Below are 24,455 nucleotides of genomic sequence, written 5' to 3' on the forward strand. Positions count from 1 at the left end.
TTACTAAATTTTAATAGTTATTCTCTAATTAATGGCATTGTACTACAGCGCAACAAACCTTCTTGCTTTGCAATTTCTGCATAAGGTACTTCTTCAACTGTAAAACCATTAGCTCTTAACCACGTGTTTAATCTTGTAAAGTTTTTTTCTGAAATAATAACATCTTCTGAAATTGAAAAAATATTACTATTCATATTATACATTTCTTCTTTTGTAATTATGAAACAGTTTTCTTTTCCGAAGAAATTTAAAAGCCATTCATATTCATCTTCATTTAAAAATCCTTCTTTATGTAATATTGCTTTATCTTTTCCTACTGGTTGGAAACAACAATCTAAATGCAGTGCATTATCTTGAGCGTTAGTTTGTGATTTACGTAAATTAAAAGACTTTACTTTTTTATGCGGAAATGTTTTTTCTATAAAAGCAACGCCTTGAACATTTGTTCTTGCTACTATATAGTCTGAATAATCGTTTTCTCTATATGTCCCAACAAATATATAATCGTTGTAAAGCATTACATCTCCACCTTCTATATGTACTTCTTCTGGTGGACGTATAACTTTTTCTGGATTAATTTTATCTATTACATACTGTATCGCATCTAGCTCATTTTCTCTGTCTGGCAATATATTAGACTTTACAAAAACATCGTCTATTACAAATGCAATATCTCTTGCAAATATTTGATTACAGTTTTCTATAAGTTCTGGTCTAAACACTTGTACATCGTATTTTTTAAATACGGCAGCTACAGCTTCCATCTCTTTAACCATATCTTCTTCTACAGGATATGTTCCTGCTTTAATATGTTCTGCAGATTTTGGATCGTATGCTTCTTCTAATTTTGGTGTTGGCCCATTGCTTTTTGCTGTTCCTAAAACAACTGCTTTAAGTCGTGATGTTTCGTTTTTTACATTGAGTTTTAACATAAAGTAAAGGTATAAAAAAGCTCCATAATTTCTTATGAAGCTTTCTCTATAATTTTAAAAATCTATTATCTTTTTTCTAATGGTGTAAACTCTCTGTGAGTTTCTCCAATATATACTTGTCTTGGACGCCCTATAGGTTCTTTACGTAAACGCATTTCTTTCCATTGTGCAATCCATCCTGGTAAACGCCCTAATGCAAACATTACTGTAAACATTTCTACAGGTATACCCATAGCTCTATAAATAATTCCTGAATAAAAATCTACGTTAGGATATAACTTACGTTTTACAAAGTATTCGTCACTTAAAGCTTCAGAAGCTAAACCTTTAGCAATATCTAATACTGGGTCTTCAACTCCTAAATCTCCTAAAACTTCGTCTGCAGCTACTTTAATGATTTTTGCTCTAGGATCGAAGTTTTTATAAACTCTATGACCAAAGCCCATTAAACGGAAAGGATCTTCTTTATCCTTTGCTTTTGCCATAAACTTTTTAGTGTCTCCGCCATCTTCTTTTATTGCTTCAAGCATTTCTAATACTGCTTGGTTAGCACCACCGTGTAATGGTCCCCAAAGAGCTGAAATACCTGATGATAAAGATGCGAATAAACTTGCGTGAGATGATCCTACCATTCTTACTGTTGATGTAGAACAGTTTTGCTCATGGTCTGCATGTAAGATTAATAATTTATCTAAAGCGTTTAATAGAATATCATTTTGTTTGTAGTCTTCATTAGGTTTTTCAAACATCATTTTTAAGATGTTTTCAACGTATCCTAAATTTTTACTACCATAATTTAATGGTTGTCCTTGAGACTTACGCATTGTCCAAGCTACTAATACAGGAAATTTACCTAATATTTTTACAATAGCTTTATACATATCCTCTTCTGAGTCTACATTTACAGATGATGGATTAAATGCTGTTAATGCACTAGTTAAAGAAGATAAAACTCCCATTGGATGTGCAGACTTAGGAAATGCTTCAATTATTTTTTTAACATCTTCATCTACATGAGATTCCTCTTTAATATCGTTGTGAAATTTCTCTAACTGCTCTGTTGTTGGTAAATCTCCAAAAATTAATAAATAAGCTACCTCTAAAAAATCTGCTTTTTCAGCTAAATCTTCTATAGCGTAACCTCTATATCTTAATATTCCTTCTTCTCCATTTAAAAACGTTATTGCGCTTTCACAAGATCCTGTATTTTTATATCCTGGATCAATAGTAGTAACTCCACCTGTGGCAGCTCTTAATGTTTTTATATCGATTGCAACTTCATTTTCTGTTCCTGTTATAAGAGGAAACTCGTGCTTTTTTCCGTCGATTTCTAACGTAGCGGTTTTTGACATATTTTCTTTTGAATTTACTTAATTTTTGCGGATTGCTAAATTACAAAATTAGTAGCTATTTATGAAACTCATTAACAACCATTTTAACAATTACAATATTGATAAAATTTATAGTAATAAAAAAGCGATTATTATAAATTTAATAATCGCTTAATATAAAATTATTGTAGCTATGTAATTAGCGCTTAATTTTAAATGCTTTTTCTTTTGGGTAATATGCAACGTTACCTAATTCTTCTTCAATTCTAATTAATTGATTGTATTTAGCCATACGATCACTACGTGATGCTGAACCTGTTTTTATCTGGCCACAATTTAATGCTACTGCTAAATCTGCAATAGTATTATCTTCTGTCTCTCCTGAACGGTGAGACATTACAGAAGTATAACCTGAATTATGGGCCATGTTTACAGCTGCAATAGTCTCGGTTAAAGTTCCTATTTGGTTTACTTTAATTAGTATTGAATTTGCAATTTCATTTTTTATACCTTTAGATAAACGCTCTACATTTGTTACATATAAATCGTCTCCAACTAATTGAACTTTATCTCCTATTTGTTCTGTAAGGTATTTCCATCCATCCCAATCATTTTCATCCATACCGTCTTCAATTGAAATAATTGGATATTTTTTAGAAAGTTCTGCAAGGTAATCTGCTTGTTCTTTACTTGATCTTACTTTACCTGCTTCGCCTTCAAATTTTGTGTAATCGTATTTTCCATCTACATAAAATTCTGCTGCTGCACAATCTAAAGCAATCATTATATCGTCTCCTAAAGTATATCCTGCATTATCTACTGCTTTTTTAATAGTGTCTAAAGCATCTTCTGTTCCTCCTTCAAGGTTAGGTGCAAAACCGCCTTCGTCTCCAACTGCTGTACTTAATCCTCTATCGTGTAATACTTTCTTTAAATTATGAAAAATCTCTGTTCCCATTTGTAAGGCGTGTGAGAAATTTTCTGCTTTTACGGGCATAACCATAAATTCTTGGAAAGCAATTGGTGCATCACTATGTGAACCTCCATTAATTATATTCATCATTGGAACTGGTAGTGTATTAGCACTTACTCCTCCAACATATCTATATAATGGCATCCCTAATTCTGCTGCTGCTGCTTTAGCGACTGCAAGTGAAACTCCCAAAATAGCATTAGCTCCTAATTTTGATTTGTTAGGTGTTCCATCTATTTCACACATTAATGTATCTATATAGTTTTGCTCGAATACGTTAACTCCTAAAAGTTCTTCGGCTAGTATTGTATTTACGTTTTCAACGGCTTTACTTACTCCTTTACCCATAAACTTATCTCCACCGTCACGTAATTCTACAGCTTCGTGTTCTCCGGTTGAAGCTCCAGATGGTACTGCTGCTCTTCCTAAAAATCCATTTTCTGTTTCTACATCAACTTCTACTGTAGGATTTCCTCTTGAATCGAAAATTTGTCTCGCGTGAACGTTTATTATAATACTCATAATTGGTAAATTTATTTATTTTTAATCTTTAAATTTAGCATTTAATTCTTGGTTGTAATGCGTAATTACTTCAAAATTAAATAAAAAATCTGCTATAACGTTTTAGTTAAATTAAAAAAGCAATAGATTTTAATTTCTATTGCTTTTTTATAATTAGTTTGATTTTATATTATTTATAAACTCATCAAATAAATATGATGAATCATGTGGTCCAGGACTAGCTTCTGGGTGATATTGTACAGAGAATACATTTTTAGATTTCATTTTTATACCTGCTACAGTATTATCGTTTAAATGTACATGAGTAATTTCTATATCCTCATGTGCTTCGGTTTCTTCTCTGTTAATTGCAAAACCGTGATTTTGAGAGGTAATTTCACCTTTTCCTGAAATTAAGTTTTTTACGGGATGGTTTATTCCTCTATGACCATGATGCATTTTATAAGTTGAAATTCCATTTGCTAATGCAATAACTTGATGCCCTAAACAAATACCAAATAGTGGTAAATTTCTTTTTATAATTTCTTTTGCTAACGCTTGAGCCTCGACTAAAGGTTCTGGATCACCTGGTCCATTAGATAAAAAATAGCCATCTGGATTCCATGAACTTAAATTTTCAAATGTAGCATTATAAGGAAATACTTTTATATAGGCACCACGTTTTGCAAGGTTACGTAGGATATTCTTTTTTATACCAATATCTAAAGCTGCTATTTTTATTTCTGCATTTTCATCTCCTACAAAGTAAGGCTCTTTAGTAGAAACTTTAGAAGCTAATTCTAACCCATCCATATTTGGAATGTTAGCTAGTTCTTTTTTTAAACCTTCTATGTTTTCAACATCTGTTGAAATAACAGCATTCATAGCACCATTATCACGTATATATGCTACTAGTGACCTTGTATCAACATCTGATATTGCTAATAAATTGTTTTCGTTTAAAAAATCTTCTAATGAACCATCTGCATTAGCACGAGAAAAATCGTAACTAAAGTTTTTACATATTAATCCAGAAATTTTGATTGAATCTGATTCTACTTCATCATTATTTACACCATAATTTCCTATGTGTGCATTTGTAGTAACCATTAATTGCCCATAATATGATGGATCTGTAAAAATCTCTTGATAGCCAGTCATTCCAGTATTGAAACAAACTTCTCCAAATGCGCTACCTTCTTTACCTACAGCTTTACCATGAAAAATAGTACCATCTGCTAAAAGGATAATTGCTTTTTTTAATTTTTGATATTTCATTATAGTAGTTGTGTAATTTTGTTTGCTTTAAGCAAAACAAAAAGTTTTGCAAATTTTCAAAAAAAAAAGGATAAACTAAAATAGTTTATCCTTTAAATATGAAATGCTTATTAACATTTATTCTTCTTCGTTAGTTGCTTTTGTTTCAACTGGAGCAGCAGTAGCTTTTCCTCCACGACGACTTCTACGTGTAGATTTCTTAGCTTTTTTATCTGCGTTATAGATTTCATTGTAATCTACAAGCTCGATCATTGCCATATCCGCATTATCACCTAAACGGTTTCCTAACTTGATAATTCTTGTATATCCACCTGGACGATCAGCTACTTTAGCTGCAACATCTCTAAATAATTCTGTTACAGCTTCTTTTTGACGTAATTTAGAGAATACTAAACGACGATTGTGAGTCGTATCAGATTTAGATTTAGTGATCATTGGCTCAACAAATTGTTTTAAAGCTTTTGCTTTAGCAACTGTAGTGTTGATGCGTTTGTGCTCTATTAAAGAACAAGCCATGTTTGCTAACATTGCTTTTCTATGAGCTGTTTGTCTTCCTAAATGGTTAACTTTTTTTCCGTGTCTCATGACCTTTTGTTTATCATCTTGCTACCAAATCTAGATAATCTAGAGAGCAAAATATGATTAATTAATCTTTGTCTAATTTATATTTTGATAAATCCATTCCGAAATTAAGACCTTTAACGTTTACTAATTCTTCTAGTTCTGTTAAAGATTTTTTACCAAAGTTACGGAACTTCATTAAATCATTTTTATTGAATGATACTAAGTCTCCTAAAGTATCTACTTCTGCTGCTTTTAAACAATTTAGTGCACGTACAGATAAATCCATATCTACTAATTTTGTTTTAAGTAGCTGTCTCATATGAAGAGATTCTTCATCATATGTTTCAGTTTGTGCAATTTCATCTGCTTCTAATGTTATACGCTCATCTGAGAATAACATAAAGTGATGAATTAATGTTTTTGCAGCTTCAGTTAATGCATCTTGAGGCGATATTGAACCATCAGATTGAATTTCGAAAACTAATTTTTCGTAATCTGTTTTCTGTTCTACACGGTAATTCTCAATGCTATATTTTACATTTTTTATTGGTGTATAAATTGAATCTGTAAAGATTGTTCCAATTGGAGCTGAAGCTTTTTTGTTTTCTTCTGCAGGAACATAACCTCTTCCTTTTTCAATTGTAATCTCCATTGTAATACTTACTTTAGGATCAAGATTACAGATAACTAAATCTGAATTTAATACTTGAAAACCTGAAATAAACTTTTGAAAATCACCTGCTGTAATTTTATCTTGTCCTGAAATTGAGATAGAAACAGATTCGTTATCTACATCTTCAATTTGACGCTTAAAACGCATTTGTTTTAAGTTCAAAATTATTTCTGTAACATCTTCAACTACACCAGCTACAGTTGAGAATTCGTGATCTACGCCTTCTATTCTAATTGATGTAATTGCAAAACCTTCTAAAGAAGATAATAAAACTCTTCTAAGAGCATTTCCTACTGTTAAACCATAACCTGGTTCTAATGGTCTGAATTCGAACTTACCTTCAAAATCAGTAGAATCAATCATGATTACTTTATCAGGCTTCTGAAAATTAAATACTGCCATATTGTTGTTCTTCGTTTTAATTGTTATTTAGTTGCGCGATTTAAAAGTTTGAAGAAGGCTAATAAATCCTTTGGCTAAATACCAATGTGATTAATATATTATTTAGAGTATAATTCTACGATGAATTGCTCGTTGATGTTTTCTGGAATTTGAATTCTAGCAGGCACAGATACATAAGTTCCTTGCTTTGTTTCTGTGTTCCAAGTAATCCACTCAAATACATTACTTGAGTTAGATAATGACCTTTCAATAGCTTCAAGAGATTTAGATTTTTCTCTTACTGCTACAACATCACCAGCTTTTAATTGGTAAGAAGGTACGTTTACCAACTCACCATTTACTGTAATATGTCTATGTGATACTAATTGTCTAGCTGCGCTTCTTGTAGGAGCGATTCCCATTCTAAATACAACGTTGTCTAATCTAGACTCACATAGTTGTAATAAAACTTCACCTGTAATTCCTGGTGCTGCTGTAGCTCTTTTAAACATATTTCTGAATTGCTTTTCTAATATACCATAAGTATATTTAGCTTTTTGCTTTTCCATTAACTGGATTGCATATTCAGATTTTTTTCCACGACGACGGTTATTTCCGTGTTGTCCTGGTGGGTAATTTCTTTTTTCGAAAGCTTTATCATCTCCGAATATAGCTTCGCCAAATTTACGAGCTATTTTAGTTTTAGGACCAGTATATCTTGCCATTTTAAATTGTTTTTTTGAGAGTGATTGTGAATTAAGGTCTAAATCTTATCCTTCGACAATCGTAGTTCCCTCATTAATACTTGATTATTATTTTTCAGTTTGCAAATTTATACAAAAAAAATAACATCAGCTATGTTATATAGCTGATATTATTTTTAATAAGTTGTATAAATTATACTCTTCTACGTTTTGGAGGACGACATCCATTGTGTGGTAATGGAGTAACATCAATAATTTCTGTTACTTCGATTCCTGCGTTATGGATTGAACGGATAGCAGATTCTCTACCATTTCCTGGACCTTTAACATAAACTTTTACTTTTTTTAATCCAGCTTCTTTAGCTACTGCAGAAGCATCTTCTGCACATAATTGAGCTGCATAAGGAGTGTTCTTTTTAGAACCTCTAAATCCCATTTTACCAGCAGAAGACCATGAAATAACGTCTCCTTTTTTGTTTGTTAATGAGATAATGATGTTGTTGAAAGATGCTGTAATGTGCGCTTCTCCAACTGACTCAACTATAACTTTACGTTTTTTAGTTGATTTTGTATTTGTCTTTGCCATATTTCTATAGTTCTAAGTAATTAGTGTATAGTCGCTAGAATCCTAAACTATTATCATTTCAAACAGATTCTTTCCAACGTCTAAATACTAAAGACTAAATAAATAAATTATTTTTTAGCTTGCCTTCTTTTTGTTAGCAACCGTTTTTCTTCTACCTTTTCTAGTTCTAGAGTTGTTTTTAGTACGTTGACCTCTTAAAGGTAAACCAGCTCTATGACGTATACCTCTGTAACATCCAATATCCATTAATCGCTTAATGTTTAATTGTGTTTCAGAACGTAATTCACCTTCAATTGTAAAAGTTCCAACAGTCTCACGGATTGCTCCAATTTGATCATCTGTCCAATCTTGTACTTTGATGCTTTCGTCTACTTTAGCCGTTGCTAAAATCTCTTGTGCTCTACTTCTACCTACTCCGTAGATATAAGTTAATGCAATAACTCCTCTTTTGTTTTTTGGTATGTCTACACCTGCAATTCTTGCCATAATTACCCTTGTCTTTGTTTGAATCTAGGATTCTTTTTGTTAATGACGTAAAGTCTGCCTTTTCTGCGCACGATTTTGCAATCTGCACTTCTTTTTTTAACTGATGCTCTTACTTTCATCTCTGTTAGTATCTATAAGTTATTCGAGCCTTAGTTAAATCATAAGGACTCATTTCTAATTTTACTTTATCTCCTGGTAGTAACTTAATGTAATGCATACGCATTTTACCAGATATGTGTGCTGTCACAATGTGACCATTTTCTAGTTCTACACGAAACATAGCATTTGATAATGCTTCTATAATTGTTCCGTCTTGTTCTATTGCTGCTTGTTTTGCCATATATATTTTTTTTTAGAAACAGTAGTACAAATACCTTGCCTAACTTATTTTCTAAAGTTTTACATTAAGCTACTGCTTTTCTATTTTTACCAGTTTTCATCAAGCCATCATAGTGTCTATTTAACAAGTAAGAATTTACTTGTTGCATAGTATCAATTGCAACTCCAACCATAATAAGTAATGATGTACCACCGAAAAATAATGCCCATCCAGATTGTACTCCCATTAATTTAAACACAAATGCTGGAAAAACAGCTATTAATGCTAAAAATATTGAACCTGGTAATGTAATTTGAGACATTATTTTATCTAGATATTCTGAAGTTTCAGATCCTGGTCTAATTCCAGGAATAAAACCTCCACTACGTTTAAGATCGTCTGCCATTTTATTTGTTGGTACTGTAATAGCAGTATAAAAATAAGTAAATATTATAATTAATAAACCAAATACTATATTGTACCATAAACCAAACATATCTGAGAAATTAGCTTGCATCCAAAGTCCTGCTGAAGTATCTTTTAATAAAGATGAACCTCCAATTAATCCAGGAACAAACATAATTGCTTGAGCAAATATAATAGGCATAACTCCAGAAGCATTAAGCTTTAAAGGAATAAATTGTCTTGCTCCACCAAAAACATTTTTTTCGTATCCACCTGTAGCTGATCTTCTAGCATATTGTACTGCTATTTTTCTAACAGCCATAACTAACAGAATAGATGCTGCAATAATTGCAAACCAAATTACGATTTCAAATAAAATCATCATTACATTATTTCCTGTATCCAATCTAGATACAGCATTTTGTAAAAATGATTTAGGCAATGTAGCTATAATACCTACCATAATTAATAATGATATACCATTACCAATACCTTTATCTGTAATCTTTTCTCCTAACCACATTGCAAAAATACAACCAGTTACTAAAATCACTATTGATGAGAAATAGAAAACGCCACCTTGACCTAGTAAAAATGCTGAATCAGGAATACCAAACATTGGACCTAAACTTGCCAAATAACCTGGTGCTTGAACTAAACAAATAGCAATAGTTAACCAACGAGTTATTTGAGTAATTTTCTTTTGCCCGCTTGCTCCTTCTTTTTGTAATTTTTGTAAGTAAGGAATTGCAATACCCATTAATTGTACAACAATTGATGCAGATATGTATGGCATAATACCTAATGCAAAAACTGATGCATTAGCAAATGCTCCACCAGTAAATGCATTTAAAACACCTAAGATACCTTGACCTGTTGCATCTTGTAAGTTAGCTAACTGAGTAGCATCTATACCTGGTAATACAACTTGTGCTCCAAAACGATAAACTAATAATAAACCTAATGTAAATATGATTCGGTTTCTTAGTTCCTCTATTTTCCAAACATTTTTTAACGTTTCTATAAATTTCATATTCTTTAGTTGGTCTTATAAAGTTGCTGCTTCTCCTCCTGCTGCTTCGATAGCGGCTTTTGCAGTAGCAGTAAATTTATGTGCAGTTACATTTAATTTTGCTTTTAACTCTCCTCTTCCTAAGATTTTAACTAGTTCATTTTTACCAGCTAAACCTAAAGAAACGATAGTTTCTAAATCTAATGTATCTTTAATTTTATTATCATCAACTAATTGCTGTATAGTATCCAAGTTAATGCCTTGGTGCTCTTTACGGTTGATGTTTGTAAAACCAAATTTAGGTACACGTCTTTGAAGAGGCATTTGTCCACCTTCAAAACCAACTTTTTTAGAATATCCTGAACGAGATTTAGCTCCTTTGTGACCACGAGTTGCAGTACCACCTTTTCCAGAACCTTGTCCACGTCCAATTCTTTTTCCTTGATTTTTTACTGAACCTTCTGCAGGTTTTAAATTACTTAAATTCATTTTTCAGTATGTTGTTATTTAGTTTCTTCTACAGAAACTAAGTGATTAACTTTTCTAATCATTCCTAATATATTAGGAGTGTCTTCGTGCTCAATAGTTTGACCAACCTTTTTTAATCCTAAAGCTAATAATGTTAACTTTTGTCTTTTTGTACGGTTGATTGCGCTCTTAACTTTTGTTACTTTTATTTTTGCCATTTCTGTAAATATTAACCGTTAAAAACTTTCTCTAATGAAATTCCTCTCTCACGAGCAATAGCTTCTGCACTTCTTAATTGCAATAATGCATCAAAAGTTGCTTTAACTACGTTATGTGGGTTTGATGATCCTTGAGATTTAGATAATACATCATGTACTCCTACTGCTTCTAAAACTGTTCTTACAGCTCCACCAGCAATTACTCCTGTACCAGGAGCTGCAGGAATGATGTTTACTCTTGCTCCACCAAATTTACCTTTTTGTTCGTGTGGTAAAGTTCCTTTAATGATAGGAATACGAACTAAGTTCTTTTTAGCATCTTCAATAGCTTTTGCAATTGCACTAGCTACATCTTTAGATTTTCCTAAACCGTGTCCTACTACACCTGCTTCATCACCAACCACTACGATTGCTGAAAAACCAAATGCTCTACCACCTTTTGTTACTTTAGTAACTCTTTGTACACCAACTAAACGATCTTTAAGATCTAATCCACTTGGTTTTACTAACTCTGCGCTTTTGTATTTTTGATACATAATTTCTTAGAATTTAAGTCCTGCTTCTCTAGCTCCTTCAGCTAATGATTTTACTCTACCATGATATAAATATCCACCTCTATCAAAAGAAATAGTATCTATTCCAGCTTTAATTGCTTTTTCGGCAACTGACTTACCTACTAATGTAGCTACTTCACTTTTATTACCTTTTGCAGAACTAATGTCTTTATCTCTAGAAGAAGCTGCTACTAAAGTTTTACCAGTAACATCATCAACAATTTGAGCATAAATTTCTTTATTACTTCTATAAACAGCTAATCGCGGTCTTGCTCCTGTACCAGAAACAACCTTACGGATTCTGCTTTTTATTCTTAGTCTTCTTTCGTTTTTTGTTAACGCCATAACTTAATTATTATGCTGATTTACCAGCTTTTCTTCTTAGTATTTCACCTACAAACTTGATACCTTTTCCTTTGTAAGGTTCTGGTTTTCTAAATCCACGAATTTTCGCAGCTACTTGTCCAACTAATTGTTTGTCATGTGATGTTAACTTAATGATTGGATTTTTACCTTTATCTGAAACCGTTTCCACTTTCACTTCTGGTGCAATACTCATAACAATGTTATGAGAAAAACCTAAAGCTAACTCTAATTTGTTACCTTGGTTACTTGCTCTATATCCTACTCCTACTAGCTCAAGCTCTTTAGTCCATCCTTTAGATACACCTTCAATCATATTGCTTACAAGTGATCTGTATAAACCGTGCTTTGCTTTACTTTCTTTATTATCTGAAGGACGAGAAACTATTACATTTCCTTCTTCAACTTTTACATCTACAGTGTCAAAAGGTTGAGTTAATTCTCCTAATTTCCCTTTTGCTGTGATTACGTTATCTTTTACTTCTACAGTAACTCCTTCTGGAATTGCCACTGGATTATTTCCTATTCTTGACATCTCTTTCTTGTTTTATAGATTAGTAAACGTAACATAAAACTTCACCACCAACATTCTCACGTTGAGCTTGCTTACCAGTCATTACTCCATGTGAAGTAGAAACGATAGCTATACCCAAACCGTTTAAGATTCTTGGTAATTCTGTTGAACTAGAGTATTTACGTAAACCAGGTTTACTGATTCGTTGTAATTTTCTAATTACTGGTTCTTTTGTTTCTTTATTGTACTTAAGGGCAATTTTAATTGTTCCCTGTACAGAAGAATCATCGAATTTATAACTTAAAATATATCCTTGATCGAATAATATTTTTGTTATATCCTTTTTTAAATTTGATGCAGGTATTTCAACTACTCTGTGATTAGCACGCACTGCGTTTCTAATTCTAGTAAGAAAATCTGCAATTGGATCTGTATACATATGTATTAATTTGCGGACTTGGTTTTCACACTATTGTGAACCTTAGACCAATTTATAATTTACCAACTTGCTTTTTTAACACCAGGTATTAAACCTTGGTTAGCCATTTCTCTAAACATAACACGAGAAATTCCAAATGTACGCATGTAACCTTTTGGTCTTCCTGTTAATTTACATCTATTGTGCTGACGAATTGGAGAGGCATTTTTTGGTAACTTTTGTAATGCTTCATAATCTCCAGCTTCTTTTAAAGCCTTACGTTTTTCAGCATATTTAGCTACTGTTTTAGCTCTTTTCACCTCGCGGGCTTTCATTGATTCTTTAGCCATAACTTAGTTTTTTTGAAAAGGTAATCCTAATTCAGTTAATAATGATTTTGCTTCTTTATCTGTTTCAGCAGAAGTTACAAATGTAATATCCATTCCTGAAATTTTATTGATTTTATCAATATCTATTTCTGGAAAGATAATTTGCTCAGTAATTCCTAAATTGTAATTACCTCTTCCATCAAAACCTTTAGCTTTAATACCACTGAAGTCTCTAACACGTGGTAATGCTGAAGTTACTAAACGGTCTAAAAATTCGTACATTCTTTCTCCTCTTAACGTAACCATTGCTCCAATTGGCATTCCTTTACGTAATTTGAAAGTTGCAACATCTTTTTTAGATAACGTTGCTATAGCTTTTTGTCCAGTTATAGTTGTTAATTCGTCTACTGCGTAGTCTACTAACTTTTTATCTGCAACTGCAGCACCAACACCTCTAGATACAACGATCTTTTTAAGTTTAGGTACTTGCATTACATTACTGTAACCAAATTCTTCTGTAAGAGCTGCAATTACTCTGCTTTTATACTCTTCTTTAAGTCTAGGTGAATATGCCATAACTATATTACTTCGTTTGATTTTTTTGAAAATCTTACTTTCTTTCCATCTTCCATTCTATATCCAACTCTTGTTGTTTCTCCTTTAGAAGTTAACAATGATAAATTTGATATTTGAATTGGAGCTTCTTTCTCTACGATTCCTCCTTGTGGGCTTTGTGCACTTGGTTTAGTATGTTTCTTAACCATGTTTACACCCTCAACGATCGCTTTGTTCTTACCAGATAATACTTTTTGTACTTTCCCTTCAGATCCTTTGTGATCTCCAGCAATTACTTTTACAGTATCTCCAGATTTTATTTTAAGCTTTGTCATCTTATTGTTTTTTTTACAATGGAGTAAACCTCCTTTGTTATAGCACTTCTGGTGCTAATGATACAATTTTCATGAATTGTTTATCACGAAGTTCTCTCGCAACCGGTCCAAAAACACGTGTTCCTCTCATTTCTCCTGTTGGATTTAAAAGTACACATGCGTTATCATCAAATCTTATATAAGATCCATCTGGACGTCTTACTTCTTTTTTAGTACGAACAACAACTGCGGTAGAAACTGCTTTTTTCTTAATGTTTCCATTAGGAGTTGCATCTTTAACAGAAACAACAACTTTATCTCCTACAGAAGCGTATCTTCTTTTAGTTCCTCCTAATACACGGATAACTAAAACTTCCTTTGCACCAGTATTATCTGCTACTTTTATTCTTGATTCTTGTTGTACCATAATTACTTCGCTCTTTCAATTATTTCAACTAATCTCCAACATTTTGATTTAGATAAAGGTCTTGTTTCCATGATCTTTACTGTATCTCCAATGTTACAGTCGTTTGTTTCGTCGTGTGCTACGTATTTTTTCGTTTTTAAAACGAATTTTCCGTACATAGGATGTTTAACTTTCTTTACTTCGGCAACAACGATTGATTTCATCATTTTGTTACTAGTAACTACTCCTATACGTTCTTTTCTTAAGTTTCTTTTTTCCATCTTTCAGCAGAATTATTGTAATTCTCTTTTAGTTAATTCCGTTGCCAATCTAGCTACATCTCTTCTTACAGATCGTAATTGAATTGGGTTATCTAAAGGAGATATTGCATGTGCCATTTTTAGGTCTGAATAACTCTTTTTTGTCTCACTAAGTTTCTCTTGTAACTCAGCTACAGATAATTCTTTAATTTCTGATTGTTTCATAATATCAAATAAATTATGCTTCGTAATCTCTAGCGATTAAAAACTTAGTTTTTACAGGTAACTTTTGTGCTGCTAAACGTAATGCTTCTTTTGCAACGTCTAGAGGTACTCCCCCTATTTCAAAAAGTACTCTACCTGGCTTTACAACTGCTGCCCAATATTCTACGGCACCTTTACCTTTACCCATACGTACTTCTAGAGGTTTCTTTGTAATAGGCTTGTCTGGAAATATTTTAATCCAAAGTTGCCCTTCTCTTTTCATGTAACGTGTAGCGGCAATACGTGCTGCTTCTATTTGACGCGAAGTTAAAAAGTTCGAGTCTAGTGATTTTATTCCAAAAGTTCCGTTTGAAAGTTGGTGCCCTCTTCCGGCATTTCCTTTCATACGTCCTTTTTGTTGTTTACGAAATTTTGTTCTTTTAGGCTGTAACATTTTTCTTGTTCTTTAAAAAATTACTTTCTACGACGAGATTGATTTTTATTATCTCTTCCGCCTCTTCCACCTTTTCCTTGCTTCTTAGATAATCCAACAAGCGGAGAAAGTTCTCTTTTACCATATACTTCACCTTTCATGATCCATACTTTAACACCTAATCTACCATAAGTAGTATGTGCCTCAACTAAAGCATAGTCAATATCGGCTCTAAAAGTTGATAAAGGAATACGTCCTTCTTTATAGTGTTCTGAACGTGCCATTTCTGCACCGTTTAAACGACCACTAATTTGGATTTTAATTCCTTCAGCATTCATACGCATTGTTGCAGCAATAGCCATCTTAATTGCACGTCTATATGAAATTCTATTTTCAATTTGACGAGCGATACTTGTTCCTACTAAAAATGCATCTAATTCAGGTCTCTTTATTTCAAAGATATTGATCTGAACTTCTTTACCAGTAATTTTCTTAAGCTCTTCTTTTAACTTGTCTACCTCTTGTCCTCCTTTACCAATTATAATACCTGGTCTAGCAGTAGTGATAGTAACGGTTACAAGCTTTAAAGTTCTTTCGATTATTACTCTACTTACACTAGCTTTAGATAAACGCGCGTGAACGTATTTTCTAATCTTATCGTCTTCGGCAAGTTTATCACCATAATCGTTTCCTCCGTACCAGTTAGATTCCCATCCTCTGATAATTCCTAAGCGATTCCCGATTGGATTTGTTTTCTGTCCCATATCTATCTTAGCTTTGTGTATTATTGTTAGCTCCAACTACGATTGTTACGTGGTTAGAACGTTTTCTTATTCTGTGTGCACGACCTTGAGGTGCTGGACGTAATCTTTTTAACATTGCGCCTCCGTCTACTCTAATCTCTTTAACAAATAATTCTGCTTCTTCAATTGAAGCATCCTCGTTTTTAGCTTGCCAGTTTGCAATTGCAGATACTAACAATTTCTCTAAACGATTAGAAGCTTCTTTTTGAGAAAACTTTAAAATGTTAAGTGCTTTTTCTACGCGTTCACCTCTTACTAAATCGGCTACTAAACGCATTTTTCTTGGTGATGTAGGACAGTTATTAAGTTTAGCAAAAGCAACTTGCTTTTTACCTTCCTTAATAGCGTCTGCCATTTGTTTTTTACGACTTCCCATAGCTTACTACTTTTTACCTTTATTTTTAGCACCAGCGTGTCCACGAAATGAACGTGTTGGTGAAAATTCTCCTAATTTATGTCCTACCATGTTTTCTGTAACATATACTGGTACAAATTGGCGGCCATTGTGTACTGCAATAGTTTGCCCAACAAAATCTGGAGTAATCATACTAGCTCTTGACCAAGTTTTGATTACAGTTTTTTTGTTAGCCTCTACATTAGCAGCAACTTTTCTTTCTAATTTATAATGAACGTAAGGTCCTTTTTTTAATGATCTTGCCATGTCTTATTTTTTTCTACGTTCTACAATATATTTATTACTTGCTTTAGTTTTAGAACGTGTTCTAAATCCTTTAGCCGGTATACCGTTTCTAGAACGCGGATGTCCACCTGCAGATTTACCTTCACCACCTCCCATTGGGTGATCAACCGGGTTCATTACTACTGGTCTAGTTCTTGGTCTTCTTCCTAACCATCTTGATCTACCTGCTTTACCTGAAACTAATAATTGGTGATCTGAATTAGATACCACTCCAATTGTAGCCATACATGTAACCAAGATTAATCTTGTTTCACCTGACGGTAATTTAACTGTTGCAAATTTACCATCTCTTGCCATTAATTGAGCAAAAGCACCAGCACTACGAGCCATAACAGCTCCTTGACCAGGACGCAACTCTATACAAGAGATAATTGTTCCTAATGGTATATTTGCTAAAGGCATTGCATTTCCAATTTCTGGAGCTACATTATCACCTGAAACAACAGTTTGTCCAACTTGTAAGCCATTTTGAGCAATTACATAAGTTTTCTCACCATCTTGGTAATTTAATAATGCGATGAACGCTGTACGGTTTGGATCGTACTGGATTGAAGCAACTTCTGCAGGAATCCCTGCTTTAGTTCTTTTAAAATCGATAATACGATACCTTTTCTTATGACCACCACCTTTGTAGCGCATAGTCATACGACCTTGACTGTTTCTACCACCTGAACGTTTTTTCGGAGCTAATAAACTTTTCTCCGGCTTATCAGTTGTAATGGCGTCAAATCCATTAACAACTCTAAATCGCTGTCCTGGTGTGATTGGTTTTAATTTTCTTACTGACATTTGTCTTTAATTACATGTTAGTGTATAAATCAATTATCTCACCTTCCGCCAGTTGTACTATCGCTTTTTTTAATGCGTTAGTTTTACCATGTTGAATACCAGTTTTTGTGTATTTGGTACTTCTATCTGGACGGACATTTATAGTACGAACTTTTTCTACAGAAACTCCATAAGCAGCTTCAACTGCTTTTTTAATTTCTACCTTGTTCGCCTTAGTGTTCACGAAGAAGCTGAAACAGTTGTTTAATTCGCTGTTTGCAGTTGCTTTTTCTGTGATTATAGGTTTAATTAAGATACTCATTTTGTTTCTTATTTACTTAAATTCGTTACAATTCCTTCTAAAGCTCCTTCTAAAAGCACTACTTGATTTGCATTTAAAATCTTATAAGTACTTAATTCTGAAGCAGTTACTACTTCAGAGCCTTTTAAATTGCGTGACGACAAATATACATTATTATTTGACGCACCCAACACGAAGAGTGATTTTTTATTTTGTAAGTCTAAAGCTTTCAAAATATTAGTGAAATTTTTAGTCTTTGGAGAGTCGAAATTGAAGTCTTCTAAAACAACAATTGCTTTCTCATTTGCCTTAATACTGAAAGCTGATTTACGAGCTAATCTTTTTAAGTTTTTATTAAGTTTGAAACTGTAGTTTCTTGGTCTTGGACCAAACATACGTCCACCACCTTTAAAAACACCAGACTTAATAGAACCTGCTCTAGCTGTACCAGTTCCTTTTTGCTTTTTAATCTTACGTGTTGATCCAGTAATCTCAGCTCTTTCTTTAGCTTTGTGAGTACCTTGTCTTTGGTTTGCTAAATATTGTTTAACATCCAAATACACTGCATGATTATTAGGCTCAATAGCAAAAACATCGCTAGAAAGGTCTGCCTTTCTGCCTGTTTCTTTTCCGTTTATATCTAAAACTGCTACTTTCATTATTTTCTAATAATTACATAAGCGTTTTTGTGACCAGGAACACATCCCTTAACCACAAGTAGATTCTTTTCAGTTACTACTTTTAAAACTCTTAAATTTTGAACTTTAATTGTGTCTCCACCCATTCTTCCTGCCATTTTCATTCCTTTGAAAACTCTTGCAGGATAAGATGCAGCTCCAATAGATCCTGGCGCTCTTAAACGGTTATGTTGACCGTGAGTAGCTTGACCTACACCACCGAAACCATGACGTTTTACAACACCTTGAAATCCTTTACCTTTTGATGTTCCTGAAACATCTACAAATTCGCCTTCTGCGAAGTGCTCTACAGTGATTGCATCACCTAACTTGTACTCCTCCTCAAAACCTTGAAATTCGGCGATTTTGCGTTTTACAGAAGTTCCTGCTTTTTTAGCATGACCAAGGTCAGCTTTTGTAGCACTTTTTTCTGTCGCGTCATCGAAACCTAATTGAACAGCTTTATAGCCATCAACTTCTTCAGTTCTGACTTGGGTAACGATACATGGTCCAGCTTCGATTACTGTACATGGAATGTTTTTTCCATTTTCATCGAAAATGCTGGTCATACCGATTTTTTTTCCAATTAACCCAGACATAATTATTATTTATTTATTGTTATTATTTATTAAAAAACATTCAAGGCTGAAAATACGTTTCAGCCTTGAATTGTATTTTTATCCGTTTTTCCTTAACCATCGTTAAGGACATGTAAAGTTTATACTTAAACTTTGATTTCTACTTCTACTCCACTTGGTAACTCTAACTTCATAAGAGCATCAATTGTTTTTGAAGATGAAGAGTAAATATCTAATAATCTCTTGTAAGAGCTTAATTGAAATTGTTCTCTTGACTTCTTATTTACGTGTGGTGAACGTAGTACAGTGAAAATTTTCTTGTGTGTTGGTAATGGAATTGGGCCCGTTACAACAGCTCCAGTACTCTTTACTGTTTTTACAATCTTATCAGCAGACTTGTCAACTAAATTGTGATCGTAAGACTTTAATTTTATTCTAATTTTTTGACTCATTTTCTTTAGTTTTAAGCTTCTACGCCTTTAGCTGCTTTAATTACTTCTTCAGATATATTTGAAGGTGTTTCAGCATAGTGTGAAAATTCCATTGTTGATGTCGCACGTCCAGAAGATAATGTTCTTAATGTTGTTACATATCCAAACATTTCAGATAATGGTACAGTTGCTTTTACAGTTTTTGCACCAGCTCTATCTCCCATGTCACTTACTTGACCTCTTCTTCTGTTTAAATCACCTACAATATCACCCATATTCTCTTCAGGAGTAATAACTTCTAATTTCATAATAGGCTCCATAATAACTGCTTTAGCTGCCTTTGCTGAATTTTTAAATCCTAATTTAGCTGCTAATTCGAAAGATAACTGATCTGAATCTACATCATGGTAAGATCCATCTTTTAATGTTACTTTCATAGAATCTACTTCATATCCTGCTAATGGACCATTTACCATTGCCATTTTAAATCCTTTTTCAATAGATGGAATGAATTCTTTAGGAACGTTACCACCTTTAATAATAGATTCAAACTGAAGTCCTACTACTCCTTCATCTGCTGGCTCAATTGTAAATACAATATCAGCAAATTTACCACGACCACCAGACTGCTTCTTATAAGTTTCTCTATGGTCTGCAGCTTGAGTAATAGCTTCTTTGTACTCAACTTGAGGTTGCCCTTGATTTACTTCAACTTTAAACTCACGCTTTAAACGATCTACAATAATATCTAAGTGTAACTCACCCATTCCTGATATAATTGTTTGCCCTGAAGACTCGTCTGTTCTAGCTGTAAATGTTGGATCTTCTTCTGCTAATTTAGCTAAAGCCATACCTAATTTATCAACATCTGCTTTAGTTTTAGGCTCAACCGCAATACCAATTACTGGATCTGGGAAGTCCATAGATTCTAAAACGATAGGATTCTTCTCATCAGACATAGTATCACCAGTCTTAATGTCTTTAAATCCTACTGCTGCTCCAATATCTCCTGCTTCAATAAAATCGATAGCATTTTGTTTATTAGAGTGCATTTGATAGATACGTGAAATACGTTCTTTTTTACCAGAACGGTTATTTAAGATGTAAGAACCTGCATCTAAACGTCCAGAATAAGCTCTAAAGAATGCTAAACGTCCTACAAAAGGATCTGTAGCAATTTTAAATGCTAATGCTGAAAATGGCTCTTTTACATCTGGCTTACGTAATTCTTCTTCATCTGTCACTGGGTTAATACCTCTAATTCCTTCTTTATCAGTTGGAGAAGGTAAATAACGACAAACAGCGTCTAATAAGAATTGTACACCTTTATTTTTGAATGCTGAACCACATATCATTGGAATGATAGCCATATCCATTACAGCAGCTCTAAGTGCAGCATGCACTTCTTCTTCTGTAATAGAATCTTCATCTTCCATGAATTTTTCTAAAAGGTTTTCATCGTAAGTTGCAACTTCTTCAATTAAAAGTGCACGGTACTTACGAGCTTCTGCTTTCATATCCTCAGGAATTTCGATAACATCGAAAGTTGCTCCTTGAGTTTCATCATGCCATACAATAGCACGATTTTTTACTAAATCTATAATACCTTTAAAATCTGCTTCGTCACCAATGTTTAAAACGATTGGCACCGCGTTAGATTTTAACATATCTTTTACTTGTTGACAAACACCTAAAAAGTTAGATCCCTGACGGTCCATTTTATTAACGAAACCAATTCTTGGAACTTTGTAGTTATCTGCTAATCTCCAGTTAGTTTCAGATTGTGGCTCAACACCATCTACTGCACTAAATAAAAATACTAAACCATCTAATACACGTAAAGACCTATTTACTTCAACAGTAAAATCTACGTGACCAGGAGTATCTATAATATTAAAATGATACCCTTTTGTTTCTGGAGTTGGTTGCGCATTTTCTAAAGGAAACTGCCATGTACAAGTTGTAGCTGCAGAAGTAATAGTAATACCACGTTCTTGCTCTTGCTCCATCCAGTCCATTGTTGCAGCACCATCATGTACTTCACCAATTTTATGTGAAACTCCTGTATAATAAAGAATACGCTCTGTTGTAGTTGTTTTACCAGCATCAATATGAGCTGCAATTCCTATGTTTCTTGTGAATTTTAAATCTCTTGCCATTTTTTCTTAAAATCTAAAGTGAGAGAATGCTTTATTTGCTTCAGCCATTTTATGAGTATCTACTCTTTTCTTAACCGCTGCACCTTCTTCTTTAGCTGCCGCTAAAACTTCTGCTGCTAAACGCTGAGCCATAGATTTTTCGTTTCTCTTTCTAGAAAAGCTAATTAGCCACTTCATAGCTGTAGAAACCTTACGGTCTGCACGTATTGGGTTAGGAATTTGAAATGTCGCTCCACCAACTCTACGACTACGTACTTCTACGTGAGGCATAACGTTAGATAAAGCATCTTTCCATACTTCTAATGCTGTTTTTTCTTCGTCTGTTTTCTTAGACTCTACGATATCAATTGCATCGTAAAATACTTTAAAAGCTACTGACTTTTTTCCATCCCACATCATCATGTTAACAAAACGAGTTACTAACTGATCGTTAAAACGTGGATCTGGTAAAAGCGGTCTTTTTTTCGCTGCTCTTTTTCTCATGTCTTCTTCTTAAAGTTTTAAAATTACTTTTTAGGGCGTTTAGCACCATACTTAGATCTACGTTGCGTACGACCATCAACACCTGCGGTATCTAATGCTCCACGTACAATGTGGTATCTAACTCCTGGTAAATCTTTTACCCTTCCACCTCTAACCAATACTATCGAGTGCTCTTGTAGATTGTGACCTTCTCCACCAATGTATGCGTTTACTTCGTTACCATTTGTTAAACGAACCCTTGCTACCTTACGCATTGCTGAGTTTGGTTTTTTAGGTGTCGTTGTATACACACGAGTACACACACCACGTCTTTGCGGACAAGAATCTAAAGCAGCCGATTTACTCTTCTTGGTTATTTTGGCTCTTCCTTTTCTTACTAATTGTGAAATTGTTGGCATATATATTTATATATAAATTTAATTGACCTCTTCTAAGAGGGCTGCAAAGGTAGAAATTAATTTTTGAAATTCAAACCGTAAAAGATTAATTTTCAATAGTTTTTTAAATTTATCTTACAGTCTATATTAAATGGAAAGTTTTTGCGTTAGATTTACATCTCTATATAGAACAAAAATTCGTGCACAAATATATACCTATTTTAATAATTAGTCTTTTAATATTCTCTTCAGAATTAATTGCTCAAAATTTAAATTTAGAAATTATCGGATCTAACGATAAAGAGACCGAAGTAATTAAAGATTTAAATTACAATAAAACTCATATAGATTTTAATAGTATATTAAAGGAAATAGATTCTCTACAAAATAGAGTAGCAAAATCTGGCTATATAGAAAATAACATCTTTGCTTTAACCAAATTAAATGACAGCACTCATCTTTCAAAAATACATTTAGGAAATAAGTACAAGGTCATTCATATTTATTTTGAAAAAAACCAGATAACATCTCAATCAATCAAACGAATTACAGATAATATTTTTGATTCTTTTTTTGTTATTCCTTTTGAAGAAGTCGAAAATACCTTATCCTTTTTAAATAAAGAAATCGCAAACCAAGGTTTTCCATTTAATAGGTTAAGATTATCTGATATAAAAATTAATAATGAAAATATAATTTCTGCAAGATTAATAATTAATAATGGAGAGCCTAAAAGAGGTTTAGACAAAATAATTGTTAAGGGCTATGAAAAATTTCCTAAGTCTTATTTAAAAAGATTTTTAAAAATTAAACCGTCCAAGACTTTTAATATAGACGATATTAAAAACAAAGTAAATTCATTAAATAATTTACGTTTTGCTAACCAAATAAAACCACCAGAAGTTTTATTTACTAAAGACTCCACACAACTTTATCTATATATTGAAAAAGCAAACAGCAATACTTTTGATGGCTATTTAGGTTTTAGCACGAATGAAAATACAAACAAGTTAGAGTTTAACGGGTATTTAGATTTACAACTTAACAATAATTTTAACTATGGAGAATCTTTAAAATTTCTGTATAAAGCAGACGAACTAGAACAAAAAACGTTTAATGCAAACATTAACCTACCATATATACTTGGATCCCCAATTGGTACTGAGTTAGAATTAAATATATTTAAACAAGATAGTAGCTTTAACACCGTTAATCAAAAAATAAAGTTTTTTTACCAGATAAATTCTAAAACAAGATTTTTTTTAGGCCTAGATACCGTGGAGTCTAACAATCTTTTAGAAAGCACTAACATAACTCAATTTAACGATTACTCTTCTAATTTTTATACGGCTATATATAATTATGAAGATAGAAAAAACTTCAACAACAGATACCAACTTAAAACTTTAGCTAATATAGAAATAGGAACCGGATCTAGAAATTATCTAGAAACTAATGAAACACAAAACAGAATTATAGGCGAAACACATCATATATTAAACTTAAACAACAAAAATAGCTTGTTTATTAGATTAGAAGGAGCTTTATTAATATCTAAAAATTATTTAGAAAATGAACTATTTAGATTTGGCGGTATAAATTCAATTCGAGGTTTTCAAGAAAACAGCTTATTAGCAACAAAATACGGCGTTTTAAATACAGAATACAGATATCAACTTAGCCGCAATATCTACACTCATACAATAATAGATTTCGCAAATTTGAATAACGAAGTCAATAGCATAAAGCAAAACTTATATAGTTTCGGTTTAGGCTTTGGCATTTTAACTAAAGCAGGATTATTAAAATTTAATTACGCAAACGGTAAAAGCGACAATCAAAAATTCAAGCTAAACAACTCTAAAATACACCTAAGCTTAACCTCAGTATTTTAGTTTTTTTAAGAACAAATCATAATAAAGTATTAAAATTTAACTATTAAACTATAGGTTTTGTCCTTATTTATTAAGAAATTTATCATTAGACTAATTCAAACA

Annotated in this window: 37 protein-coding genes; 1 reads left to right on the top strand and 36 read right to left on the bottom strand. The window is 32.7% G+C overall.

What is annotated here, in order from left to right; translation table 11 throughout:
* Positions 1-17: 17 nt before the first annotated feature.
* The 36 genes from LACAL_RS01940 to rpsL form a co-directional block, all read right to left on the bottom strand.
* Positions 18-932 carry a dimethylarginine dimethylaminohydrolase family protein gene (locus tag LACAL_RS01940; RefSeq protein WP_013869015.1) on the bottom strand — a complete coding sequence of 305 codons (915 nt, stop codon included), beginning with the start codon at positions 930-932 and terminating at the stop codon, positions 18-20.
* 65 nt (positions 933-997) lie between these two features.
* Positions 998-2,284, bottom strand: coding sequence for a citrate synthase (locus LACAL_RS01945; RefSeq protein ID WP_013869016.1), 1,287 nt, complete (start codon positions 2,282-2,284; stop codon positions 998-1,000).
* A gap of 178 nt (positions 2,285-2,462) precedes the next feature.
* Positions 2,463-3,758, bottom strand: coding sequence for a phosphopyruvate hydratase (gene eno / locus LACAL_RS01950; RefSeq protein WP_013869017.1), 1,296 nt, complete (start codon positions 3,756-3,758; stop codon positions 2,463-2,465).
* Between the two features lie 153 nt (positions 3,759-3,911).
* Positions 3,912-5,015, bottom strand: coding sequence for a glutamine-hydrolyzing carbamoyl-phosphate synthase small subunit (gene carA / locus LACAL_RS01955; RefSeq protein WP_013869018.1), 1,104 nt, complete (start codon positions 5,013-5,015; stop codon positions 3,912-3,914).
* Positions 5,016-5,132: 117 nt separating this feature from the next.
* On the bottom strand, positions 5,133-5,600 hold the full coding sequence (rplQ, locus tag LACAL_RS01960; RefSeq protein WP_013869019.1) for a 50S ribosomal protein L17: 468 nt from the start codon (positions 5,598-5,600) through the stop codon (positions 5,133-5,135).
* Positions 5,601-5,661: 61 nt separating this feature from the next.
* Positions 5,662-6,654: a DNA-directed RNA polymerase subunit alpha gene (locus LACAL_RS01965; protein WP_013869020.1), complete on the bottom strand. Its 993-nt coding sequence runs from the start codon at positions 6,652-6,654 to the stop codon at positions 5,662-5,664.
* A gap of 98 nt (positions 6,655-6,752) precedes the next feature.
* Positions 6,753-7,358, bottom strand: coding sequence for a 30S ribosomal protein S4 (rpsD, locus tag LACAL_RS01970; RefSeq protein ID WP_013869021.1), 606 nt, complete (start codon positions 7,356-7,358; stop codon positions 6,753-6,755).
* Between the two features lie 172 nt (positions 7,359-7,530).
* Positions 7,531-7,923 carry a 30S ribosomal protein S11 gene (gene rpsK / locus LACAL_RS01975; protein WP_013869022.1) on the bottom strand — a complete coding sequence of 131 codons (393 nt, stop codon included), beginning with the start codon at positions 7,921-7,923 and terminating at the stop codon, positions 7,531-7,533.
* 114 nt (positions 7,924-8,037) lie between these two features.
* Complete coding sequence (gene rpsM, locus LACAL_RS01980) at positions 8,038-8,409, bottom strand: 30S ribosomal protein S13 (RefSeq protein ID WP_013869023.1); 372 nt, start codon at positions 8,407-8,409, stop codon at positions 8,038-8,040.
* 2 nt (positions 8,410-8,411) lie between these two features.
* The gene (gene ykgO / locus LACAL_RS15155; RefSeq protein ID WP_013305171.1) at positions 8,412-8,528 is read right to left on the bottom strand and encodes a type B 50S ribosomal protein L36; all 117 of its coding nucleotides are present in this window, start codon (positions 8,526-8,528) and stop codon (positions 8,412-8,414) included.
* A 5-nt stretch (positions 8,529-8,533) separates the two neighbouring features.
* Complete coding sequence (infA, locus tag LACAL_RS01985; protein WP_007094967.1) at positions 8,534-8,749, bottom strand: translation initiation factor IF-1; 216 nt, start codon at positions 8,747-8,749, stop codon at positions 8,534-8,536.
* A 64-nt stretch (positions 8,750-8,813) separates the two neighbouring features.
* Positions 8,814-10,166: a preprotein translocase subunit SecY gene (gene secY / locus LACAL_RS01990; protein ID WP_013869024.1), complete on the bottom strand. Its 1,353-nt coding sequence runs from the start codon at positions 10,164-10,166 to the stop codon at positions 8,814-8,816.
* Between the two features lie 15 nt (positions 10,167-10,181).
* Positions 10,182-10,634, bottom strand: a complete 453-nt coding sequence (gene rplO, locus LACAL_RS01995) for a 50S ribosomal protein L15 (protein ID WP_013869025.1) — start codon at positions 10,632-10,634, stop codon at positions 10,182-10,184.
* A 14-nt stretch (positions 10,635-10,648) separates the two neighbouring features.
* Positions 10,649-10,831, bottom strand: coding sequence for a 50S ribosomal protein L30 (gene rpmD, locus LACAL_RS02000; protein WP_013869026.1), 183 nt, complete (start codon positions 10,829-10,831; stop codon positions 10,649-10,651).
* A gap of 11 nt (positions 10,832-10,842) precedes the next feature.
* A complete protein-coding gene (gene rpsE / locus LACAL_RS02005; protein WP_013869027.1) occupies positions 10,843-11,367 on the bottom strand; it encodes a 30S ribosomal protein S5 in 525 nt (174 codons plus the stop codon).
* A gap of 6 nt (positions 11,368-11,373) precedes the next feature.
* Complete coding sequence (gene rplR / locus LACAL_RS02010; RefSeq protein ID WP_013869028.1) at positions 11,374-11,730, bottom strand: 50S ribosomal protein L18; 357 nt, start codon at positions 11,728-11,730, stop codon at positions 11,374-11,376.
* Positions 11,731-11,740: 10 nt separating this feature from the next.
* Complete coding sequence (rplF, locus tag LACAL_RS02015; protein ID WP_013869029.1) at positions 11,741-12,283, bottom strand: 50S ribosomal protein L6; 543 nt, start codon at positions 12,281-12,283, stop codon at positions 11,741-11,743.
* A gap of 19 nt (positions 12,284-12,302) precedes the next feature.
* Positions 12,303-12,701 (bottom strand): 30S ribosomal protein S8, encoded by a 399-nt coding sequence (gene rpsH, locus LACAL_RS02020; RefSeq protein ID WP_013869030.1) that lies wholly within the window; start codon positions 12,699-12,701, stop codon positions 12,303-12,305.
* Positions 12,702-12,760: 59 nt separating this feature from the next.
* The gene (rpsN, locus tag LACAL_RS02025) at positions 12,761-13,030 is read right to left on the bottom strand and encodes a 30S ribosomal protein S14 (RefSeq protein WP_013869031.1); all 270 of its coding nucleotides are present in this window, start codon (positions 13,028-13,030) and stop codon (positions 12,761-12,763) included.
* 3 nt (positions 13,031-13,033) lie between these two features.
* Positions 13,034-13,585, bottom strand: a complete 552-nt coding sequence (rplE, locus tag LACAL_RS02030) for a 50S ribosomal protein L5 (protein ID WP_013869032.1) — start codon at positions 13,583-13,585, stop codon at positions 13,034-13,036.
* Between the two features lie 2 nt (positions 13,586-13,587).
* Positions 13,588-13,899: a 50S ribosomal protein L24 gene (gene rplX / locus LACAL_RS02035; RefSeq protein ID WP_013869033.1), complete on the bottom strand. Its 312-nt coding sequence runs from the start codon at positions 13,897-13,899 to the stop codon at positions 13,588-13,590.
* A gap of 37 nt (positions 13,900-13,936) precedes the next feature.
* Positions 13,937-14,305 (bottom strand): 50S ribosomal protein L14, encoded by a 369-nt coding sequence (gene rplN / locus LACAL_RS02040; protein ID WP_013869034.1) that lies wholly within the window; start codon positions 14,303-14,305, stop codon positions 13,937-13,939.
* A 2-nt stretch (positions 14,306-14,307) separates the two neighbouring features.
* Positions 14,308-14,565, bottom strand: coding sequence for a 30S ribosomal protein S17 (gene rpsQ / locus LACAL_RS02045; protein WP_013869035.1), 258 nt, complete (start codon positions 14,563-14,565; stop codon positions 14,308-14,310).
* A gap of 12 nt (positions 14,566-14,577) precedes the next feature.
* The gene (gene rpmC / locus LACAL_RS02050; RefSeq protein WP_013869036.1) at positions 14,578-14,769 is read right to left on the bottom strand and encodes a 50S ribosomal protein L29; all 192 of its coding nucleotides are present in this window, start codon (positions 14,767-14,769) and stop codon (positions 14,578-14,580) included.
* Positions 14,770-14,782: 13 nt separating this feature from the next.
* Positions 14,783-15,202: a 50S ribosomal protein L16 gene (gene rplP / locus LACAL_RS02055; protein WP_013869037.1), complete on the bottom strand. Its 420-nt coding sequence runs from the start codon at positions 15,200-15,202 to the stop codon at positions 14,783-14,785.
* 20 nt (positions 15,203-15,222) lie between these two features.
* Positions 15,223-15,945, bottom strand: a complete 723-nt coding sequence (gene rpsC / locus LACAL_RS02060; RefSeq protein WP_013869038.1) for a 30S ribosomal protein S3 — start codon at positions 15,943-15,945, stop codon at positions 15,223-15,225.
* Between the two features lie 7 nt (positions 15,946-15,952).
* A complete protein-coding gene (rplV, locus tag LACAL_RS02065) occupies positions 15,953-16,360 on the bottom strand; it encodes a 50S ribosomal protein L22 (protein WP_013869039.1) in 408 nt (135 codons plus the stop codon).
* A 6-nt stretch (positions 16,361-16,366) separates the two neighbouring features.
* Complete coding sequence (gene rpsS, locus LACAL_RS02070) at positions 16,367-16,645, bottom strand: 30S ribosomal protein S19 (RefSeq protein WP_013869040.1); 279 nt, start codon at positions 16,643-16,645, stop codon at positions 16,367-16,369.
* A gap of 3 nt (positions 16,646-16,648) precedes the next feature.
* Positions 16,649-17,473 (bottom strand): 50S ribosomal protein L2, encoded by an 825-nt coding sequence (gene rplB / locus LACAL_RS02075; RefSeq protein WP_013869041.1) that lies wholly within the window; start codon positions 17,471-17,473, stop codon positions 16,649-16,651.
* A 10-nt stretch (positions 17,474-17,483) separates the two neighbouring features.
* Positions 17,484-17,774, bottom strand: coding sequence for a 50S ribosomal protein L23 (gene rplW / locus LACAL_RS02080; RefSeq protein ID WP_013869042.1), 291 nt, complete (start codon positions 17,772-17,774; stop codon positions 17,484-17,486).
* Between the two features lie 8 nt (positions 17,775-17,782).
* Positions 17,783-18,412: a 50S ribosomal protein L4 gene (rplD, locus tag LACAL_RS02085; RefSeq protein ID WP_013869043.1), complete on the bottom strand. Its 630-nt coding sequence runs from the start codon at positions 18,410-18,412 to the stop codon at positions 17,783-17,785.
* Positions 18,412-19,029: a 50S ribosomal protein L3 gene (gene rplC / locus LACAL_RS02090; RefSeq protein WP_013869044.1), complete on the bottom strand. Its 618-nt coding sequence runs from the start codon at positions 19,027-19,029 to the stop codon at positions 18,412-18,414. Before rplC ends, rplD begins: the two co-directional genes overlap by 1 nt.
* A gap of 125 nt (positions 19,030-19,154) precedes the next feature.
* Positions 19,155-19,460 carry a 30S ribosomal protein S10 gene (gene rpsJ, locus LACAL_RS02095; RefSeq protein WP_007650482.1) on the bottom strand — a complete coding sequence of 102 codons (306 nt, stop codon included), beginning with the start codon at positions 19,458-19,460 and terminating at the stop codon, positions 19,155-19,157.
* 11 nt (positions 19,461-19,471) lie between these two features.
* Positions 19,472-21,598, bottom strand: a complete 2,127-nt coding sequence (gene fusA / locus LACAL_RS02100; protein ID WP_013869045.1) for an elongation factor G — start codon at positions 21,596-21,598, stop codon at positions 19,472-19,474.
* Between the two features lie 6 nt (positions 21,599-21,604).
* The gene (rpsG, locus tag LACAL_RS02105; RefSeq protein ID WP_013869046.1) at positions 21,605-22,081 is read right to left on the bottom strand and encodes a 30S ribosomal protein S7; all 477 of its coding nucleotides are present in this window, start codon (positions 22,079-22,081) and stop codon (positions 21,605-21,607) included.
* Between the two features lie 23 nt (positions 22,082-22,104).
* Complete coding sequence (rpsL, locus tag LACAL_RS02110) at positions 22,105-22,479, bottom strand: 30S ribosomal protein S12 (protein ID WP_013869047.1); 375 nt, start codon at positions 22,477-22,479, stop codon at positions 22,105-22,107.
* A 179-nt stretch (positions 22,480-22,658) separates the two neighbouring features.
* Between rpsL and LACAL_RS02115 the strand changes: the two genes are divergently transcribed.
* The gene (locus LACAL_RS02115; RefSeq protein WP_013869048.1) at positions 22,659-24,353 is read left to right on the top strand and encodes a POTRA domain-containing protein; all 1,695 of its coding nucleotides are present in this window, start codon (positions 22,659-22,661) and stop codon (positions 24,351-24,353) included.
* The last annotated feature ends 102 nt before the right edge of the window (positions 24,354-24,455 follow it).

The sequence above is a fragment of the Lacinutrix sp. 5H-3-7-4 genome (assembly GCF_000211855.2).
Taxonomy (GTDB): Bacteria; Bacteroidota; Bacteroidia; order Flavobacteriales; family Flavobacteriaceae; genus Lacinutrix.

Coding starts and splice junctions, on each gene's coding strand:
- LACAL_RS01940 (WP_013869015.1), bottom strand. CDS start 932: ATGTTAAAACTCAATGTAAAAAACGAAACATCACGACTTAAAGCAGTT.
- ykgO (WP_013305171.1), bottom strand. CDS start 8,528: ATGAAAGTAAGAGCATCAGTTAAAAAAAGAAGTGCAGATTGCAAAATC.
- LACAL_RS01965 (WP_013869020.1), bottom strand. CDS start 6,654: ATGGCAGTATTTAATTTTCAGAAGCCTGATAAAGTAATCATGATTGAT.
- rpsC (WP_013869038.1), bottom strand. CDS start 15,945: ATGGGACAGAAAACAAATCCAATCGGGAATCGCTTAGGAATTATCAGA.
- rplR (WP_013869028.1), bottom strand. CDS start 11,730: ATGGCGTTAACAAAAAACGAAAGAAGACTAAGAATAAAAAGCAGAATC.
- rpsH (WP_013869030.1), bottom strand. CDS start 12,701: ATGTATACAGATCCAATTGCAGATTTTCTTACTAGAATTAGAAACGCA.
- rplF (WP_013869029.1), bottom strand. CDS start 12,283: ATGTCAAGAATAGGAAATAATCCAGTGGCAATTCCAGAAGGAGTTACT.
- rpsG (WP_013869046.1), bottom strand. CDS start 22,081: ATGAGAAAAAGAGCAGCGAAAAAAAGACCGCTTTTACCAGATCCACGT.
- rpsN (WP_013869031.1), bottom strand. CDS start 13,030: ATGGCTAAAGAATCAATGAAAGCCCGCGAGGTGAAAAGAGCTAAAACA.
- rpsD (WP_013869021.1), bottom strand. CDS start 7,358: ATGGCAAGATATACTGGTCCTAAAACTAAAATAGCTCGTAAATTTGGC.
- rpsM (WP_013869023.1), bottom strand. CDS start 8,409: ATGGCAAGAATTGCAGGTGTAGACATACCAAAAAACAAAAGAGGAGTT.
- rpsL (WP_013869047.1), bottom strand. CDS start 22,479: ATGCCAACAATTTCACAATTAGTAAGAAAAGGAAGAGCCAAAATAACC.
- rplP (WP_013869037.1), bottom strand. CDS start 15,202: ATGTTACAGCCTAAAAGAACAAAATTTCGTAAACAACAAAAAGGACGT.
- rplN (WP_013869034.1), bottom strand. CDS start 14,305: ATGGTACAACAAGAATCAAGAATAAAAGTAGCAGATAATACTGGTGCA.
- rpsJ (WP_007650482.1), bottom strand. CDS start 19,460: ATGAGTCAAAAAATTAGAATAAAATTAAAGTCTTACGATCACAATTTA.
- infA (WP_007094967.1), bottom strand. CDS start 8,749: ATGGCAAAACAAGCAGCAATAGAACAAGACGGAACAATTATAGAAGCA.
- carA (WP_013869018.1), bottom strand. CDS start 5,015: ATGAAATATCAAAAATTAAAAAAAGCAATTATCCTTTTAGCAGATGGT.
- rpsE (WP_013869027.1), bottom strand. CDS start 11,367: ATGTATCAAAAATACAAAAGCGCAGAGTTAGTAAAACCAAGTGGATTA.
- secY (WP_013869024.1), bottom strand. CDS start 10,166: ATGAAATTTATAGAAACGTTAAAAAATGTTTGGAAAATAGAGGAACTA.
- rpmD (WP_013869026.1), bottom strand. CDS start 10,831: ATGGCAAAAATAAAAGTAACAAAAGTTAAGAGCGCAATCAACCGTACA.
- rplV (WP_013869039.1), bottom strand. CDS start 16,360: ATGGGAAGTCGTAAAAAACAAATGGCAGACGCTATTAAGGAAGGTAAA.
- rplQ (WP_013869019.1), bottom strand. CDS start 5,600: ATGAGACACGGAAAAAAAGTTAACCATTTAGGAAGACAAACAGCTCAT.
- rplW (WP_013869042.1), bottom strand. CDS start 17,774: ATGAGTATCTTAATTAAACCTATAATCACAGAAAAAGCAACTGCAAAC.
- rplC (WP_013869044.1), bottom strand. CDS start 19,029: ATGTCTGGGTTAATTGGAAAAAAAATCGGTATGACCAGCATTTTCGAT.
- rplD (WP_013869043.1), bottom strand. CDS start 18,412: ATGAAAGTAGCAGTTTTAGATATAAACGGAAAAGAAACAGGCAGAAAG.
- rplO (WP_013869025.1), bottom strand. CDS start 10,634: ATGAATTTAAGTAATTTAAAACCTGCAGAAGGTTCAGTAAAAAATCAA.
- rpmC (WP_013869036.1), bottom strand. CDS start 14,769: ATGAAACAATCAGAAATTAAAGAATTATCTGTAGCTGAGTTACAAGAG.
- rpsQ (WP_013869035.1), bottom strand. CDS start 14,565: ATGGAAAAAAGAAACTTAAGAAAAGAACGTATAGGAGTAGTTACTAGT.
- rpsS (WP_013869040.1), bottom strand. CDS start 16,645: ATGGCAAGATCATTAAAAAAAGGACCTTACGTTCATTATAAATTAGAA.
- eno (WP_013869017.1), bottom strand. CDS start 3,758: ATGAGTATTATAATAAACGTTCACGCGAGACAAATTTTCGATTCAAGA.
- rplX (WP_013869033.1), bottom strand. CDS start 13,899: ATGACAAAGCTTAAAATAAAATCTGGAGATACTGTAAAAGTAATTGCT.
- rplB (WP_013869041.1), bottom strand. CDS start 17,473: ATGTCAGTAAGAAAATTAAAACCAATCACACCAGGACAGCGATTTAGA.
- rpsK (WP_013869022.1), bottom strand. CDS start 7,923: ATGGCAAAGACAAATACAAAATCAACTAAAAAACGTAAAGTTATAGTT.
- rplE (WP_013869032.1), bottom strand. CDS start 13,585: ATGGCATATTCACCTAGACTTAAAGAAGAGTATAAAAGCAGAGTAATT.
- fusA (WP_013869045.1), bottom strand. CDS start 21,598: ATGGCAAGAGATTTAAAATTCACAAGAAACATAGGAATTGCAGCTCAT.
- LACAL_RS01945 (WP_013869016.1), bottom strand. CDS start 2,284: ATGTCAAAAACCGCTACGTTAGAAATCGACGGAAAAAAGCACGAGTTT.